Source organism: Azospirillum aestuarii, from assembly GCF_016632405.1.
Taxonomy (GTDB): Bacteria; Pseudomonadota; Alphaproteobacteria; order Azospirillales; family Azospirillaceae; genus Azospirillum; species Azospirillum aestuarii.
Map to the genome: position 1 here is coordinate 18,049 of NZ_JAEPIV010000038.1, position 15,846 is coordinate 33,894.

Annotated in this window: 17 protein-coding genes and 1 pseudogene; 10 read left to right on the forward strand and 8 right to left on the reverse strand. The window is 64.0% G+C overall.

Features of this window, described 5'->3' with window-relative positions:
- Nucleotides 1–88 precede the first annotated feature (88 nt).
- Nucleotides 89–796, reverse strand: coding sequence for a class I SAM-dependent methyltransferase (locus JJL56_RS29765; protein WP_200487464.1), 708 nt, complete (start codon nucleotides 794–796; stop codon nucleotides 89–91).
- On the reverse strand, nucleotides 789–1,247 hold the full coding sequence (locus tag JJL56_RS29770) for an Rrf2 family transcriptional regulator (RefSeq protein WP_200487465.1): 459 nt from the start codon (nucleotides 1,245–1,247) through the stop codon (nucleotides 789–791). Before JJL56_RS29770 ends, JJL56_RS29765 begins: the two co-directional genes overlap by 8 nt.
- Before the next feature lie 446 nt (nucleotides 1,248–1,693).
- On the opposite strand from JJL56_RS29770, the gene JJL56_RS29775 reads away from it, so the two are divergent.
- Nucleotides 1,694–3,085, forward strand: a complete 1,392-nt coding sequence (locus JJL56_RS29775) for a RelA/SpoT domain-containing protein (protein WP_200487466.1) — start codon at nucleotides 1,694–1,696, stop codon at nucleotides 3,083–3,085.
- Between the two features lie 127 nt (nucleotides 3,086–3,212).
- Here JJL56_RS29775 and JJL56_RS29780 read toward each other — a convergent pair whose 3' ends face one another.
- Complete coding sequence (locus tag JJL56_RS29780) at nucleotides 3,213–4,121, reverse strand: LysR family transcriptional regulator (RefSeq protein ID WP_200487467.1); 909 nt, start codon at nucleotides 4,119–4,121, stop codon at nucleotides 3,213–3,215.
- Nucleotides 4,122–4,217: 96 nt separating this feature from the next.
- Between JJL56_RS29780 and JJL56_RS29785 the strand changes: the two genes are divergently transcribed.
- Together JJL56_RS29785 and JJL56_RS29790 are read left to right on the forward strand one after the other, a co-directional pair.
- Nucleotides 4,218–4,547, forward strand: coding sequence for a nuclear transport factor 2 family protein (locus JJL56_RS29785; RefSeq protein ID WP_200487468.1), 330 nt, complete (start codon nucleotides 4,218–4,220; stop codon nucleotides 4,545–4,547).
- Entirely contained in the window at nucleotides 4,544–5,332 is a 789-nt protein-coding gene (locus JJL56_RS29790) for an SDR family oxidoreductase (protein ID WP_200487469.1), read from the forward strand. The genes JJL56_RS29785 and JJL56_RS29790 overlap by 4 nt, the downstream gene beginning before the upstream one ends.
- A 309-nt stretch (nucleotides 5,333–5,641) precedes the next feature.
- On the opposite strand, the gene JJL56_RS29795 is transcribed toward JJL56_RS29790, so the two are convergent.
- Nucleotides 5,642–6,115, reverse strand: coding sequence for a MarR family winged helix-turn-helix transcriptional regulator (locus JJL56_RS29795; protein ID WP_200487470.1), 474 nt, complete (start codon nucleotides 6,113–6,115; stop codon nucleotides 5,642–5,644).
- A gap of 128 nt (nucleotides 6,116–6,243) precedes the next feature.
- On the opposite strand from JJL56_RS29795, the gene JJL56_RS29800 reads away from it, so the two are divergent.
- The 6 genes from JJL56_RS29800 to JJL56_RS29825 all read left to right on the forward strand — a co-directional run bounded on the left by JJL56_RS29800 (nucleotide 6,244) and on the right by JJL56_RS29825 (nucleotide 11,127).
- Complete coding sequence (locus JJL56_RS29800) at nucleotides 6,244–7,038, forward strand: alpha/beta fold hydrolase (protein WP_200487471.1); 795 nt, start codon at nucleotides 6,244–6,246, stop codon at nucleotides 7,036–7,038.
- Nucleotides 7,039–7,087: 49 nt separating this feature from the next.
- Nucleotides 7,088–8,701: a GMC family oxidoreductase gene (locus JJL56_RS29805; protein ID WP_200487473.1), complete on the forward strand. Its 1,614-nt coding sequence runs from the start codon at nucleotides 7,088–7,090 to the stop codon at nucleotides 8,699–8,701.
- A gap of 317 nt (nucleotides 8,702–9,018) precedes the next feature.
- Nucleotides 9,019–9,225: a BrnT family toxin gene (locus JJL56_RS34125; protein WP_425599157.1), complete on the forward strand. Its 207-nt coding sequence runs from the start codon at nucleotides 9,019–9,021 to the stop codon at nucleotides 9,223–9,225.
- Entirely contained in the window at nucleotides 9,218–9,598 is a 381-nt protein-coding gene (locus tag JJL56_RS29815; RefSeq protein ID WP_094307374.1) for a helix-turn-helix domain-containing protein, read from the forward strand. The genes JJL56_RS34125 and JJL56_RS29815 overlap by 8 nt, the downstream gene beginning before the upstream one ends.
- Before the next feature lie 146 nt (nucleotides 9,599–9,744).
- Nucleotides 9,745–10,230 (forward strand): DUF1810 domain-containing protein, encoded by a 486-nt coding sequence (locus JJL56_RS29820; RefSeq protein ID WP_200487475.1) that lies wholly within the window; start codon nucleotides 9,745–9,747, stop codon nucleotides 10,228–10,230.
- Nucleotides 10,231–10,536: 306 nt separating this feature from the next.
- Nucleotides 10,537–11,127, forward strand: coding sequence for an IMPACT family protein (locus JJL56_RS29825; protein WP_200487477.1), 591 nt, complete (start codon nucleotides 10,537–10,539; stop codon nucleotides 11,125–11,127).
- 63 nt (nucleotides 11,128–11,190) lie between these two features.
- On the opposite strand, the gene JJL56_RS29830 is transcribed toward JJL56_RS29825, so the two are convergent.
- The 4 genes from JJL56_RS29830 to JJL56_RS29845 form a co-directional block, all read right to left on the reverse strand.
- On the reverse strand, nucleotides 11,191–11,607 hold the full coding sequence (locus JJL56_RS29830) for a nuclear transport factor 2 family protein (protein ID WP_200487479.1): 417 nt from the start codon (nucleotides 11,605–11,607) through the stop codon (nucleotides 11,191–11,193).
- A 101-nt stretch (nucleotides 11,608–11,708) separates the two neighbouring features.
- The gene (locus tag JJL56_RS29835) at nucleotides 11,709–12,554 is read right to left on the reverse strand and encodes a helix-turn-helix domain-containing protein (RefSeq protein ID WP_145629305.1); all 846 of its coding nucleotides are present in this window, start codon (nucleotides 12,552–12,554) and stop codon (nucleotides 11,709–11,711) included.
- A gap of 63 nt (nucleotides 12,555–12,617) precedes the next feature.
- Entirely contained in the window at nucleotides 12,618–13,466 is an 849-nt protein-coding gene (locus tag JJL56_RS29840; protein WP_145629303.1) for an alpha/beta fold hydrolase, read from the reverse strand.
- A 49-nt stretch (nucleotides 13,467–13,515) separates the two neighbouring features.
- On the reverse strand, nucleotides 13,516–13,884 hold the full coding sequence (locus JJL56_RS29845; RefSeq protein WP_200487481.1) for a nuclear transport factor 2 family protein: 369 nt from the start codon (nucleotides 13,882–13,884) through the stop codon (nucleotides 13,516–13,518).
- A 589-nt stretch (nucleotides 13,885–14,473) separates the two neighbouring features.
- On the opposite strand from JJL56_RS29845, the pseudogene JJL56_RS34130 reads away from it, so the two are divergent.
- Nucleotides 14,474–15,705 (forward strand): annotated as a pseudogene (locus JJL56_RS34130) (IS3 family transposase); the annotation flags it as partial.
- Between the last annotated feature and the right edge of the window lie 141 nt (nucleotides 15,706–15,846).

The window sequence follows — 15,846 nt, forward strand, 5'->3', positions numbered from 1 at the left end:
GCAGTGGTTGGCAGCTTGGCCGACCGCTTTCGAGGTCGGCCCATCAAAGACTTTCCACATTGTTCAGCGCCCAGCTACGGCACAGGCATCATGCGTGAGCGACCCAACCGCGCCATGTGAACGCCGAGTAGAACAGTTGGGCATCGGTAAAGCCACCCTTTCGCAGAACTGCTTCGTCTTCCTCGGGGCTCAACATCTGCACACTCGCCTCCACGGCGCTGCGAGCAGCGTTTGCCTGTTCGGGATCAGCCCCCGAAGCAACGGCATAGGCGGCGTAGCGATCCAGCCAGAGGCCGCGTTCGGACGGCCGTTGCGGGAAGCTGCCGTGCGCGGCTACGAACGGCGCACCAGGGACGAGCCGCCGATGGATTTGGCGGACCGTTCTCTCGCGTTCCGGCGCCGCCAGGAAGTGCAACGTCAGCAGGCAGGTCGCCGCATCGAACGGCCCTTCGGGAGCGTCGTCGATGTACCCCTCGACAAGTTCGACCCTGTCCATGTGCGGCCCAAGCGTGCGCTCCGCCAGCCGCAGCATTTCCGCAGCCGGATCGACGCCGACGAAGCGCCAGTGGGGATGAGCGTCGGCCAGTGCCTTGAGTTCGAGTCCGCCGCCGGCCCCCAGCACAAGCACACGCGCAATGCGCGGCGCTTTTTCCGCCAGGAGCACGCCGGTCATCCGGTGCAACCCGTCCAACCCTGGAACGAAACGCTTCGGCCCCTCGGTGTAGCGGGCAACTGCGTCCGGATCGGAGAAGGTCTTCAGGAAGTGGTTCGCGCCATTCGCGCTGTCCTCAGGCATGGTCGGTTCCGGTCTGTTTGGACGGGTGGCGCTCAAGGCGCCGGTGGAAGTCGGCGCTGAGTGCCGCCAGCGTCACACCCTGGAAGGAGGCGAGGAGAAGCTCCTGCGCTTGGTGGAGGGCTTGGTCCAGTGCAGCGTTGACCGCCTGCTCCACCAAGCACTGTGGCGCCTCGCTCCGATTGCCGATCGCGAACAGCGGCGGGCGGCCCAGGGCCTCGTAGACATCGCCCAGGGTCACGGTGTTCAGGTCGCACGCCAAACTCCAGCCGCCGCCATGCCCTTTCTCCGATCGGACATAGCCCTGCTTCTTCAGTCCTGCCATGGTCCGGCGAATGACAACGGCGTTGGTTTGCATCGCCCGTGCCAACACCTCGGACGTGACCGGCCCCTCGTGCTCGGCCATGTGCAGCAGCACATGGAGAACACCGGATAAACGAGTATCGCGGCTCATGTATCACACTTTGTTACATGATAAGGGGCGCGTCAAGCGGAGTTAATTGGAGCAAGCCCTGGGCGCATCTGGCCGGGCGGTCGATGCACGGCGGGTCGGGGCAGACGTGGCGTGCGCTGTACCGGCTCGGCCTGCTGTACGCCGATGATAAATTGACTGAGCGCGGCCAGTATGAGGCTGCGGCGCGGGTGTCGCGAAAGGGCGAACAAAGGACGCCTTCATCTTGGAAGAGCCGATTATGCTGTGAGCAGCGTGTTGCACGGATGTGGCGGGTATCGTAGGCGGAGGCATACTGCCACCTTTGGTGCTGAGGCTGGTATTGGCGCTTGTCATAGGGAGTTCAAGGGCCAGGAACAAGTCCGACCCTCAGCATCGCAGAATCTTCCAAGAGCGCCCGTATCAGTGGTGCTATCCGCGCTTTCTATCCGACTGCTTGCAGACGATCCATGATTGACATCGTTGCAGACTTCATCCGTTCCTACCGCCGCCAGTACGATTTTTATAGGACAGCGGCACAACTGTGCGCCCAACGGTGCGAGCAGTTGCTGGAGAACAACGGCGTCCGTGCTATGGTCACCTTTCGCGCCAAGCGGCCCGACCGGCTGGAGGATAAGCTCCGCAAACGAAACGAGAAAAAGAAATACACCTCGGTCGACGACATCTACGATGACATTGTTGATCTCGCCGGTGTACGCGCCGCGTTGTACTTCCCCGCGGACCGGCCAGTGATCGATCGACTGTTCCGCGAGGAGTTCAACCTAATTGGCGACCCGAAGAAGTTCCCCGACGGCAGTCCGCCGCGCCATCCATACAAGAAGCGATTTTCAGGTTATTGGGCCACTCATTATAGGGTCACCCTGCGGGACGACGGCGCGCCGGCCCAGGTTCGCTACGCCGACGCGCGGATCGAGATCCAGGTCGCCTCGGTGTTGATGCATGCTTGGTCAGAGGTGGAACACGATCTCGTCTATAAGCCGCTGTCCGGCGACCTGTCGGAGGACGAACTGGCCGTTCTGGACGAGTTGAACGGACTGGTGCTGGCCGGAGAGATCGCGCTGGAACGCCTCCAGCGGGCGATGGAGGCTCGCGTCGCCAGGAGCGGCGCCAAATTCTCCAACCACTACGAACTGGCCGCCTTCTTGATCGAAGCGGTGAAGAAGAGCGGCGCTGACGGCGAACCAATCCTGGGCCGCGTCGACGTACTTCACCGCTTCCTGCAACGCATTGGCATGGACACCCCAGAAAAGGTTTCCCCGAAGCTGGCCGGCCTGTCGCCGCACGGCGAGGGAAAAACCATTTCTGAGCAGATCGTCGATGGTATCGTCGATAGCGATGCTGAATCATTACGGATATATCGCGAAGAATACGCCGGAGCACTTGCTCGCACTCTTCAAGGAGGTGGTGCCACAACGACGTCAGTGGTCGGAGGAGAAGACTTTATTTCCTTTATGTCTTGTTGGACAGATCTGATGAATATCCTTCAAGAAGCAGCAATAGGAGCAGTTCCAAGGGTTTCCACAAATATATCCCAGGCGCAATCCCTTTCTTCTTACCTTTTTGAAAAACATATCATAAATAGCATCCAGGCTACTAGACTGATGCAATTGGATAAGTTGCGACGGTTGTTTGTTCATGCCTCTCCAAATAGCATCGATCTTACGGCGGCACGCCAGGGTGTCGAGCAGTTCATAGAAGAGTTGAGATTTTCCGACCAAGCGGACATCCGTGCCGCGGTGGAGCGTGCCGATGCGCAAAAGACCAAAATGCGGCTAGCGCGCAGTCGAATGAAGCAGGTCGCTTCGCCGCCTTCTCGCTCGGTGGCAACCAAAGCCACATAAAGCTCATTATCAGCCTATGACCAGTTGACCGAGCGCGGCCGAAACGAGGCCGCAGCTTGGGTGTCGTGAAAGGGCGGGGCGATCGCCGTCCGCCGACAATCTTTGCAATGGAACCCTGCGGCGACGATCAAGCCGTCGCAGTTGTTGAAGCAGAAAATTTCCGGGCAAGATCAATGAATGCTTTGAACGCGGCAGACGGGTGTCGCCGGCTGGGATAGTAGAGGCAAAGCTGTTCCAGTGGCGGGGTCCAGTCTTCGAGAATGCGAATGAGGCGGCCGGCGGCAAGATCGCCTTGAACGTCGGACTCCATGAAGAAACCGATCCCCATATCCTCCAGCACCGCCATGCGGGCGAGGCTGGCCTCGTCCAGGGTGATCGGGCCGCCCACGTCGATCTGGATCGGCTGTCCACCCTTCTCGAATTGCCACCGGTAAAGCGCTCCATTGGGCAGCCTTACGCGGATGCACGGATGGGAAAGCAGGTCGGAGGGCGACCTTGGCTGGTTCCGGTTTCGGAAATAGCCCGGCGATGCAACCACCGCATAGCGGCGGCGCGGACCGAGCGGCACCGCGATCATGTCACTGGGGACGAGGTCCGCGGTGCGGATGCCGAGATCGAAGCCGTCCGCAACGATGTCGATGAGCCGGCCTTCGGTGACGAGATCGACATGGACCTGTGGATAGAGCCGCAGGAACTGGAGCAGGAGGGGAAGGATCTCACGCGCGGCCGCGGCAAAGCTGTTGATCCGCAAGGTGCCCGATGGCGTATCCTGCTGCGACTGGGCGTTTTCCATCGCCTCGTGGATGTCCTGGAGCGCGGGACTGATTTTATCCACGAACTGCCGCCCGGCGTCGGTCAGGGAGACGCTCCGGGTCGTGCGATTGAACAGTCGGACGCCGAGTTGGCGCTCCAGCTTCCCGATGAGGTTGCTCAGTGCGGTGGTCGACAGGCCAAGTTCCAGCGCCGCTGCCCGGAACGATCCACGCCGAGCAATGGCGAGAACAGCATCAAATTCGATCAGACCGTGTTTCGGCATTGTCCCGCTTTTCGCAATACCGCATGCCAGTTTAGCCCGATTATCGTGATTGATGTTTGGCTCTAAATCAACCTTGCAACGTCAAGGAACCGAGCGATGTCGATCGAACTACCCAAACCCATAGCCGACTATATCGAGGCTAACGCACAACTCGATGTGGACGGCATGCTGAAGCCTTTTGCCGCCGACGCGATCCTCTTGGACAACGGAAAACCTCACAAGGGCCACGCCGAGCTGCGAACCTTGTTTGAAGACGAGGTGATCGCGGTCAAGGCCATCTTCACGCCGGCCACTGTTCGCGACGAGAACGGGCAAGTCGTGGCCGAAGGCCCTGCCCATGGCGACTTCAAGGGCAGCCCCATCCGCTTCACCTATCGCTTCACGCTCGAACATGACGCGATCAAAGCCTTGGAGATCACGGTATGAGCATCAAGGCTGATCCAACTGAGTTCGCGGGAAAACGAGTGCTCGTCAGCGGCGGCACCAAGGGCTTGGGCCGCGCTACCGTCGATCGCTTCCTGGCCGGCGGCGCCCGGGTGATCACCGCCGCCCGCGGAACTCCACAGCCGATCGACGGCGTCGAGTTCGTCCAGGCAGACCTGACGACAGCCGAGGGCGGGGCAGCCCTGGCCAAGGCGGCGCTCGAACGTATGGGCGGCATCGACATCCTCGCTCATGTGATCGGCGGTTCGGCCTCGCCTGGCGGCGGCTTTCTTGCCCTGACGGAAGATCACTGGCTCGCCGAGCTGAACCTTAACCTTTTGGCCGCTGTCCGCCTTGATCGCCTCTTGGCTCCGCAGATGATGGAACGGGGTGCCGGCGCGATTGTGCATGTCACGTCTATCCAATCGATCCTGCCGCTTTCCGAATCGACCACTGGCTACGCCGCCGCAAAGGCCGCGCTCAGGACCTACAGCAAGTCGATCTCCAAGGAGCTGGGACCGAAGGGCGTACGGGTCAACGCCGTCTCCCCCGGCTGGATCATGACCGAGTCGTCTGTCGACTTTCTGAAGCGTCTGCAGGCCGCCAATGGCGGAACGATCGAGGAGGCGCGGCAAGTTGTCCTTGATGCTCTGGGTGGGATCCCGATCGGGCGTGCGGCCAAGCCCGATGAGGTTGCCGATCTCATTGCCTATCTGGCATCAGATCGCGCCGCCGCGATCCACGGTGCCGAGTTTATCATCGACGGCGGCACCGTTCGGACTGTCTGAGGTCATCGCCCCGACGTTCGGCCTCCGTGGCGGGCGTCGGGAAGCAGCGGGTCCTGTGGCGTAGGCATGACGCTCCCGGCCACCAGCTTTGTCCAAGCCTGCCTTGTCCTAGGCAGATCGGCTGCTCGCAAACAAACGCCTGGATCGACGACAGGATCGGCTGGGGCGCATCATCCTCGCACTGCTCACCGCCGCGGCCATCATCATCATCACAAACCGACTCACGGCATTCTCAAAGCCGCACCTTATCGTTGTTTATCTGACAATTGTCGCGCTGCCCTCAACCTGCGCCATCGTGCGCCCCGCTCATCAATGTGCGTCGAGAGGCGTCCAGCCGCCGATATGCGCGTAAACGGCGTCGCGCAGTTGTGCAATCTCGCGGTTGAGCTTTCCCAAAGCGTCGGCTGACTGCCCGGAGGCGCGGAGCAATGTATCGCCCAGGCAACCGGCCCTGGAGCGCAGAGCCAGTCCTTGGTCCGTCAGCGACACGATCACCTGCCTCTCGTTGGTCGGGTTGCGCGTGCGATGGATCAGCTCCGCAGCCTCAAGGCGTTTGAGCAGAGGCGTCAGCGTGCTGGATTCAAGAGCGAGCTGCTGGGCGATGCACCCCACCGTCTGTCCGTCTTCCCGCCACAGGATGTTGAGGACGAGATATTGCGGGTAGGTGAGACCAAGGGCGTCCAGCAACGGCTTGTAGGCCCGCTGGATGGCGATACCGGCCGAGTAGATCGCGAAGCAGAGCTGCTCCTCCAACGGCACCGGCGGATTGTTCTCATCCGACATAGGCAGGCTCCCTTCGCAGCGCATCTTCCGCTGACATATATCGCGATAAATTTTCCTGGACAAGAGAGCGCGCCAGGGATACACATAGTTATCGCAATAACAATTATCGCAATATAGAAGAGGCAAGCATGAGGAACACGCTTCAGGCCCTGATCCTGGCCGCTTCGGTCGTCACCCTGCCGCCGTCGGTTTCGCAGGCGCAGCCGACCAGCCATTCCATCGATCAGGCGGCCGTTAAGAATGTTGTCCTCGTCCATGGCGCCTTCGCCGACGGATCGGGATGGCGGAAGGTCTATGAGGACCTGACCACCCGTGGATACCGGGTCACGATCGTCCAGAATCCGCTCACCTCTTTCGACGATGATGTGGCGGCCACACGGCGCGCGCTCGACAGGCAGGATGGTCCCGCCGTTCTGGTCGGCCACAGCTGGGGCGGCACCGTCATCACCGAAGCCGGTGTCCATCCCAAGGTGCGCGGACTGGTCTATGTGTCCGCCCTGTCGCCCGACGCCGGCGAAACCACGGCGCAACAGTATGACGGCTATACGACACCGCCCGAGTTCGTCATCGAGACGAGCGAGGACGGTTTCGGTTTCATCAAGCCCGACGGTTTCGCCGCCGGCTTTGCGGCGGACGCGACGAAGGGCGACGTCGATTTCCTGAAGGCGTCGCAGGTTCCGATCAATATGGCGAGCTTCGGCGTGAAGCTCCGGCAGGCCGCTTGGCGGACCAAGCCCAGTTGGGCGGTGATCGCGACGGAGGACAAGGCTTTCGATCAGCGGATGCTCCAGGGCATGGCAAAACGCATCGGTGCCAAGGTCACGAACGTCCCGGCCAGCCATGCCGTCTACTTCACGCAGTCGGAGGTCGTCGCGGCGGTAATCGACGAGGCGGCCCGGCAGTCGGGCGCGGTTTCGCCCTAGGCACCGGCCTCGCCGGACCATTCTCTCCGCTCACCAGAAGGCCCGTGACATGAACCATTCCATTTCCGGCGGCTCCGAGGAGTTCAACCGTCGCATCCGTGACGATCAGACGCAAAAACTCTTCAACCTCAAGCCTGCCTATGACTTTATCGTCTGCGGTGCTGGCGCATCCGGATCCGTGATCGCGCGCCGCCTGGCTGAAAATGCCGACTGCTCCGTGCTCCTCATCGAAGCGGGGGGCAGCGACGAGGATGAGGCGGTGCTGAATCCGGCATTGTGGCCTACGAATCTTGGCAGTCGGCGCGACTGGGGATTCCAGGCCGAGCCGAACCCGCATCTGGACGGCCGCGCGCTTCCCATGTCCATGGGCAAGGGGCTCGGCGGCGGATCGAGCATCAATGTCATGGTGTGGGCAAGGGGCCATCGCGCCGACTGGGATTATTTCGCGGAACAGTCCGGCGATGTCGGCTGGAGCTATGAGGCGGTTCTCGGCATCTACCGACACATCGAGAATTGGCAGGGTGCGCCGGACCCGCATTACCGCGGCAGTTCCGGACCGGTGTGGGTGCAGCCCGCACAGAACCCGAGCCCGATCGCCGAGGCCCTGCTCAGCGCGGCCGGGTCCCTCGGCATTCCGCGCTACGACAGCCCCAATGGCAGGATGATGGAAACCGCAGGAGGCGTGGCCTATGCCGACATGCTCGTGCGGGACGGACGGCGCAACTCGCTCTACCGCGCTTATGTCCATCCTGTGGCCGATCGACCGAACCTCACGATCCTGACCGATACGCTTGTGCGCCGCGTGCTCCTCGACGGGGCGACGGCGACCGGCGTCGAGGTCGAACGGGGCGGCGCGATTCTGTCGATCACGGCAGGCTCGGAGGTCATCCTGTCCACCGGCGCCATCAACACGCCTAAGCTGCTCATGCTGTCCGGGATCGGCGACCGGAGCCAACTTGACCGGCACGGCATTCCGCTCATACGTCACCTGCCCGGCGTCGGCCGCGGCCTGCAGGATCATGTGTCGTTCGGCTGCACCTGGGAGTATCGGCAGCCGATCGCTCCACGCGCCAGCGGGAGCGAGGCGACCCTCTACTGGAAAAGCCGTCCCGAACTGGAGGCGCCGGACCTTCTGTTCTGCCAGGTCGAGTTCCCCGTTCCCAGCGAGCGCACGGCCGCGCGCGGCGCCCCCGATCATGGGTGGACGATGTTCGCAGGGTTGGCGCAGCCCTATAGCCGTGGCGAGGTGCGGCTGCGGTCGGCGGACCCGGTCGCGGCACCTCTGGTCGATCCCAACATGCTGTCCGATCCACGGGACCTGGAGACGGCACGCGCCTGCGTGCGGCTGTGCCGCGAGATCGGGAACAATGCGGCTTTCGCGCCCCATGTCCGGCGCGAGGCCATCCCCGGGGTGGGAGCGGCGATCGACGATCAATTCCTCCGCGACGCAGCGGTGACCTATTGGCACCAATGCGGGACGGCTCGGATGGGCATGGATGACATGTCGGTCGTCGACGCGTCGCTGGCGGTTCACGGCATCGACCGGCTGCGCGTCGCGGACGGCTCGATCCTCCCAAGGGTCACGACGGGCAACACGCAAGCACCGTGCGCGATCGTGGGCGAGCGTGCGGCTGAAATCTTGCGGCGGCGGCATGGGTTGTAGGCGCCTTTCATCAACCCACGGGCTATACGTTGCATGTTGAGCGTCCGACTGGCCGAGGGTTGGCGGACATACCGTAGACCAGTTTCGGGCGTCCGCTTCAGGGCAGAAGCAGGCTCAAGCTGCAGCGAAATGGGGCGGGCTCGCCCGTACTGGTGCTGTCGCGAAAGGGCGACGTTGAGTCCTTGGCGCAGTGCGGGAATTCCGTATCTTTCCCCTTGCCTGCAGTACGGAAATTCCGTACTGCAGGGACATAACAGGGGGGCCGGGATGTTCTGCTGGGACGACGCCAAGAACGAGACCAACATCGAGAAGACGGGATCGGCTTCGCCGCCGCCGCGCTGCTGTTCGAGGGTCTGACCGTCGAAGTCCCCGACACCCGCCACGCCTACGGCGAGACGCGCAACAACGCCTTCGGCTACATCAACGGCCGCCTGTTCGTCGCCTGCTACACCCCGCGCTGCGGCTGGCGGCACCTGATTTCGACGCGCAAGGCCAACTCACGCGAGGTAAAACGCTATGGCTGACCATAAGCTGACCGACGCGCAGCGCGCCGCCGCCCTGGCGGCGGTGGACTGGGCGCGCATCGACGCGATGACCGACGACGACATCGCCCGCCAGATCGCTGCCAATCCCGACGCGCCGGCGGACCTGTCTGACGCGCCAGCGGACGCGCTGCGCGTGATCCACCCGTCTGGCGGGATCTCGGTGCGCGGCATCCGCGCCAAGCTGAACCTCTCGCAGCGGGCCTTCGCCGACCGCTTTGGCTTTCCGCTAGGCACGCTGCGCGATTGGGAGCAGGGCCGCTCCCAGCCCGACGCCGCCACGCGGACCCTGCTGTTCGTGATCGAGTCCGACCCCGAGCTGGTGGCCGCGGTGGTGGCGCGCCACGCCGCGTGACGCGAAACTTGGTCGTGTTCATCGGCTGGAGCGTATGTTGGGACTGCTGTCGCGAAAGGGCGGAATGTTGACCGGGGCAAGTCGTCCACCGGGTAGCAGATCACCGGAGCGACGATCCTGCGGACTCCTCAGTCGGGAGGGCTAGAATGCAACTGGACGATCCCTTCAATCTCCGACGGTTCGTGACCGCACAGGAGCCGGTGTTCACGACGGTGCTCGACGAATTGCAGGACGGGCGCAAGCGGAGCCACTGGATGTGGTTCATTTTTCCGCAACTGCGCGGCCTCGGCCGCTCGGCAACCGCTGAGTTCTACGGCATCGCTTCCCTCGACGAGGCGCGCGCCTATCTGGAGCATTCGACGCTCGGCCCACGATTGGAAGCCGCGACGCGGGCCGTTCTGGCGATCCGGGGGCGGTCGCTTCATGAGATCTTCGGCTCTCCGGACGACATGAAGTTCCACTCCTGCATGACCCTGTTCGCCTTGGCTGCGAAGGAGTCCGTTCCCCTTTACCGTGAGGCGCTTGCGCTCTGCTTTGATGGCCGAATGGACAAGGCGACGCTAACAGCATTGGGGAGTCCCGGGGCGGGTGGCCGGCCGCGCCCGCCGTTTGAGGGCGAGCGTAAATCCTGATGTGTCAGGATTTACGCTCGATAGTATAAAAGGGACCATGGGGGAGGCGCCCAGCATGTTGGTCGAGGTGGTCGCCACCACCGTATTTGCGGTCGATTGGCTGGAGCGGCGCTACGGTTGAGCCCACGCTCATCGGCCGACTTGCTGATGGCGGTCATGGATGGAGGGGCACAGCTCCGTCATTGCCGGTTTCGTTGCAGATATCGTTGCGCCGACGTCGCAATCCCCCCATGGAATGAATAAATTCCATGGGCTCTTGGCCAGGGCGACCTCTGGCCCATGCAGGAATGACAGCGACAAAAGGTAATGTTCACACTTAAACGGAAAGAGCAATTCGAACAGGAGATCAAGAAGAGCCGCTTTTTGGCCTCGGCGGGTCCGGTCACGACTGAAGAGGAGGCACGTGGGTTTATCGCTGCGTGCAGCCAACGGGATGCAGGCCACAACTGCTGGGCCTTCCGGATCGGCGACCTCTACCGGTCCAGCGATGACGGCGAACCGGGGGGAACGGCGGGACGCCCGATTCTTCAGGCCATAGACGGCCAGAAGCTGGATCGGGTGGCGCTGGTGGTCAGCCGCTGGTTCGGTGGCGTTCTTCTCGGTGCGGGCGGGCTGGTGCGTGCCTACGGCGGCACCGCAGCGGCGTGTCTCCACGCCGCTGAACGTCAGCCGATCATCCGCTTTGCAGCCTTGGCCGTCACGTGCGCCTTCGCCGACGAGGCCAGGATCAGGTCGGGGCTTGGCGCCTTCCCAGCAGCCTCTGCCGAGACCAACGGCTTCACGCCCCAAGGCGTGCAACTCCAGATCAAGGTTCCTTGCGGGCAGCTGGACGATGTCGTTTGCATGATCACGGATGCTTCTCGCGGTCAAGCCAAGGTCCAAAAGTCGCCCGGATAGCGAATGAGAATCCATCCGGCGAGTGCCGGTCCTATCACCGCGCTCCGTTGGGCAACCGGGCCGTTAGGGCTCGGACGGGCGGCAAGCCGCCTCCAGGGCCGCCTCATCGTCGCAACGCTCCTCGAAGCGGCGGATTCGGCCGTCCTGCAGCACCCACCGGTGTTCGGTCGTCACCGCCACCGGTTTCCCGGTGACCTTGCTGACGGCCTCAACGAGGTTGCGCGTGACGACTTGGTCTCCGTCCCTTGCGATGTCCCGCATCTCGTGCTTGGTGATCGTCCATTCCTGGGCCAACCCCTGGAAATAGCGCTGGACACCATCCAGGCCGTGGAAGATGCCGGAAAAGGCCGCAAGGGCCGGGGACCGGCCGCAGGATATCCACTCGACGTCGGGCGCGAGATGCTCGAACAGCGGCGCCACATCGCCCACGGCGTAGCGGTCGTACAGGTCGCGAAGCAACTCGATGTCGGTCTGCGCCATGCCGCATCTCCGCCCATCATGGGATGGTCCGCCATGATAGGGCCGGGTCCCGTGCGCCATCCCGGCGCAAAGGCGGTGCCTCTGTCGGGCGGGGCTGCTCCTCACAACCGGGCGAGGGCCTGCCGCATGATCTCCGCTGTGGCGAGGTCGGCCGGGAAGAAAGCCTCGATGGCCAGTTCGGACAAGGTGACGTCCACCGCCGTTCCGAACACCGTCGTGGTGCTGAAGAAGCAGAGAGTCCCGGCTTCCGTCCTGAGCCGCAGAGGAACCACCACGCCATCATGCGACGACGACGGCTCTCCCCGGCCGTGCGGAGCCTGCCCGCCGGGCATCGGGTAGCCCTTCAACTCACCGAACAGCGCGGCCAGTACGGGATCGGCGCTGACGTCGATCTGCCGGATCAGCCGGTGCAGAATGTGCGCCCGCCACTGGGCGAAGTTCTCGATCCGCGGTGCCAGCCCGGAGGGGTGAAGGCTGAGGCGCAGCACGTTCACCGGAGGCTGGAGAAGATCCGTCGCGGCGCCGGTGAGCAGCGGGGCGACCGCCCGGTTGGCCGCAACCAGCGTCCAGTGCCGATCCACGGCCAACGCCGGGTGAGGCTCGTGTCCGGTCAGCACGAGATCGACCGCCTGACGGGCGGCCTGCATCTCCGGATCGCCCAGCCGGTGTTCGGAAAAGACCGGCGCGAAGCCCGCGGCGGCGAGCAGCGCGTTGCGGTCGCGCAGCGGAATGTCCATCCGCTCCGCCAAATGGAGCAGCATGGTCCGGCTGGGCTGCGAGCGCCCGGTTTCCAAGAAGCTGACGTGCCGGGTCGAGATGTCGGCTTCGCAGGCCAGGTCGAGTTGGCTCAAGCCACGCCGCTTGCGCCACGCGCGCAGCAACTCGCCGACCGGCTGGCGCGGCACGGTCCTGGGGGTCGGTCGGTGCCGGGTGGCTGTTTGCGGCATTGTTCCGGCCTCCGGTCCGGTGTTGTCGGTGTTCTGCGCTCCACATGATACCAGCGCTGCCGATCATGCATCCAGAAAGGTCAGCAGGTCGCGGTTGAAGCGGTCCATATGCGTCAGGAACAGACCGTGCGGCGCCCCCTCGTAGACGGTCAGCGTCGCGTTCGGCATCAGCTCGGCGGTTTTCCTTCCGGTGATGCCAAGCGGGCTGGAGACATCCAAATCGCCGTGGATCAGCAGGGTCGGCACGGTGATGTCCCGAAGCTCCCGCCGGAAGTCGGTGGACGTCGTCGCCCGATGGCAGTCCAGAAGCGCCTTCATCGAGGCTTGCAAGGCCATCGATTTCACCCACGCCATCATGCCGGGCGAACTGTCCGCCGTCATGAAGGGGCGAATGTTGTCCTCCAGCCATGCCGGAAAGTCCCGCATCAGCCAATCCGAGCGGAAGGCTTCGAAGACGGCGAGATCGATTCCGTCAGGGTGGTCGTCGGTCCGGGAAAGCGTTGGTGTCATCGTGCCGACCAGAACCGTGCGGGAAACGCGGCGGCTGCCGTGCCTGCTCAGGTAGCGGATGATTTCCCCGCAGGACATGGAATGGCCGACCAACGTGACACCGTCCAGATCCAGCGTGTCGAGCAGGGTTGCGAGGTCGTCGGCCAGCCGGTCGAAGTCGAAGCCGATTCCCGGGTCGCTCGACCGGCCATGGCCGCGACGGTCGTACGCGACGCAGCGGTAACCGCGCTCGGTCAGCGCCAGCATCTGATAGGCCCAGGAGTCGGAATTCAGCGACCAGCTGGACAGAAAGACGACGGGCTTCCCCAGTCCCCAATCCCGGTAGAAGAGGGCCACACCGTCTTCGGTGCGGATGAAGCCGGGCTGATCCGGTGCGGCGGGAATTGTCGAAGCCATGCTCATGGCCGGTGCTCCTGGGTTCGGGACGTTGCGGGACGGGATGGCCGATGCGCTATGCGCCTTCCGGAACCCGGTCCAGAAAGCCGGTCACCGAGCGGATGCGTCCATCGGCGGCCAACCGGATGAAGTCGGTGCCGCCGGCAATGGGCTCTGCCCCCGCCGGAACGAGGGACCAGGAGAAGCGCACGCGGCCGTTGTGGCCGTCGGGCGTGCCCTGCAGGATGAAACGACAGTTCGGGAACCGCTGCTGCATGGCGCTGATCAGGGCGTTGACGCCGGCGTGGCCGTTCGCCTGAACCATCGGGTCAAGGTAATGCGCATCATTGCTCCAATGTTCGACGAGCAGGGCCAGCCGGCGGTCGGGGTCGGTCTCGTTCCTGACGGCGATGTAGCTCTGAGCGACATGGGCTGCGTTCGTCATGGCGGAACTCCTTCGTGGGGTTGTCCGGATCGACCGGACCTCCACAGCAGCATCGTCGTTCCGCGATCCTCCTGCGATTACGTGGGAGGTAACGGTAAAGCCATTGATCGCGTTTGCGATCGGCGGCTGCCGATACGCCTCCGGTATGGGAAGGGGGCCATTCAGCCCCTTCCGGTCCATCCGCCGGATTTTCAGCTTATGGGGATTTTTGTGGGTTCACGCATAAACTAAGTTACCCGAGTGAGGCACGGCGGCACTTGATCAGCATCCAACTTTTTCAACGATATCGGTTAGAAGAGTGTTGGTGCATGGAGATGGGCGGCCGATCTGTTCGTCCATTCTGCCACCGGTTACGCGGTGCGCACCGGCACGGGGCGTCCTGCGTCGAGCATGCGGTTGAGGGCGGATACGCCGATCATGGCTTCCGCCTGCTGAGCGGGCGGAGTTCGTGAGGCGCGGCCCTATTCGATGAGACACCCGGCTGCGGTAGATTGAACCGCAATCGGAGGTCTTTGAAATGAACAAGGAACAGGGGCGTAAGCCCGAGGGGACGCCGGAGCGCGCCCATCACGCTGGCGCAGGCGCCCCCTCGGGCGCGAACGCCAGCACACCGCAACGGTTCTCCGCGGCGCGCAAGGTAGCGGCGGTCACGCGTCTGCTGCGCGGCGAGCCGCTGGAGGTCGTGGCCCGCGAGCTGAACGTCACCGTGGCGCGCCTGCCGGAGTGGCGCGAGCGCGCTCTGGCGGCCGCCGCGGCCGCCATGAAGGAACGCGAGCGCGACGAGCGCGATGCGGAGATCGCCCGCCTCAAGGCCAAGGTCGGCGAGATCACCATGGCCAACGAGCTGCTGGAGGAGACGATCGCCGCGCTGGAGGGCAAGCGCCCTTTGGCCCGGCGGAGGTCGAGACGATGAGCCGGACCACCTCGCCCTCCACTGGTCGCCCTTACGGTCTGACCCGGGTTGCCCGGATCTGGCGCGTGTCGCGCGCCACCGTCTACCGTCACCGGACGGTCGGCCCACCAGCGATGCCCCGGCGTCCAGGCCCGCTTGGCCCGTGCCGGGATGCCGAGTTGGTCGAGAACATCCGCCAGCAGATCCTCGCCTCGCGTTTTCACGGTGAGGGTTATCGCAAGATCTGGGCGCGTCTGCGTCATGCCGGCATTCGCACCTCGGCCCGCCGGGTGCGGCGGCTGATGGGGGCGCACGGGCTGCTGGCGCCGCACCGGGTCGGGCGGCCCCGCACACGAGCGCACGACGGCACAATCGTGACCGACACGGTGAACGTGATGTGGGGGACCGACATGACCGAGACGATCACCGTGGCCGAGGGCGTGGTGCGCGTCTTCATCGCGGTCGATCACGCCAACTCCGAGGTGGTGGGCATTCACGCCTCGAAAAGCGGCAACCGCTTCGAGGCCCTGGAACCGGTCCGCCAGGGCGTGCTGCGCCACTTCGGCAGCATCGGCCCAGGCGTCGCGGCCGGGCTGAAGCTGCGCCACGATCACGGCTCGAACTATATGTCCGGCGACTTCCAGGCCGAGATCAAATGCTTGGGCATCTCCAGCTCGCCGTCCTTCGTACGCGAGCCGGAGGGCAACGGCGTGGCCGAGCGCTTCATCCGGACGCTCAAGGAGAACTTCCTCTGGGTCCACACCTTCGACACCATCGAGGACCTGCGCCGCGCTCTGGTCGAGTTCGCCCGGCACTACAATGAAACCTGGCTCGTCGCACGGCATGGACACCGCACCCCAGCCCAGGTGCGCGCCGACCAACTCGGGGGTGATGAGACGCTCATGGCCGAGCTACCCTTGGCCGCCTGAATAAGCCCAGCCGGGTGACTCATTTCCGGGCCGCGGTACATTCCCCTGGGGCGCGGAAAGCCGTCACAGAGCCGGGGGCTAGCCCGGATAATTCACCGAAGCTGAAGCTGGGGGTGGCGGGCGCGAGGTTAAGCCGCTGAG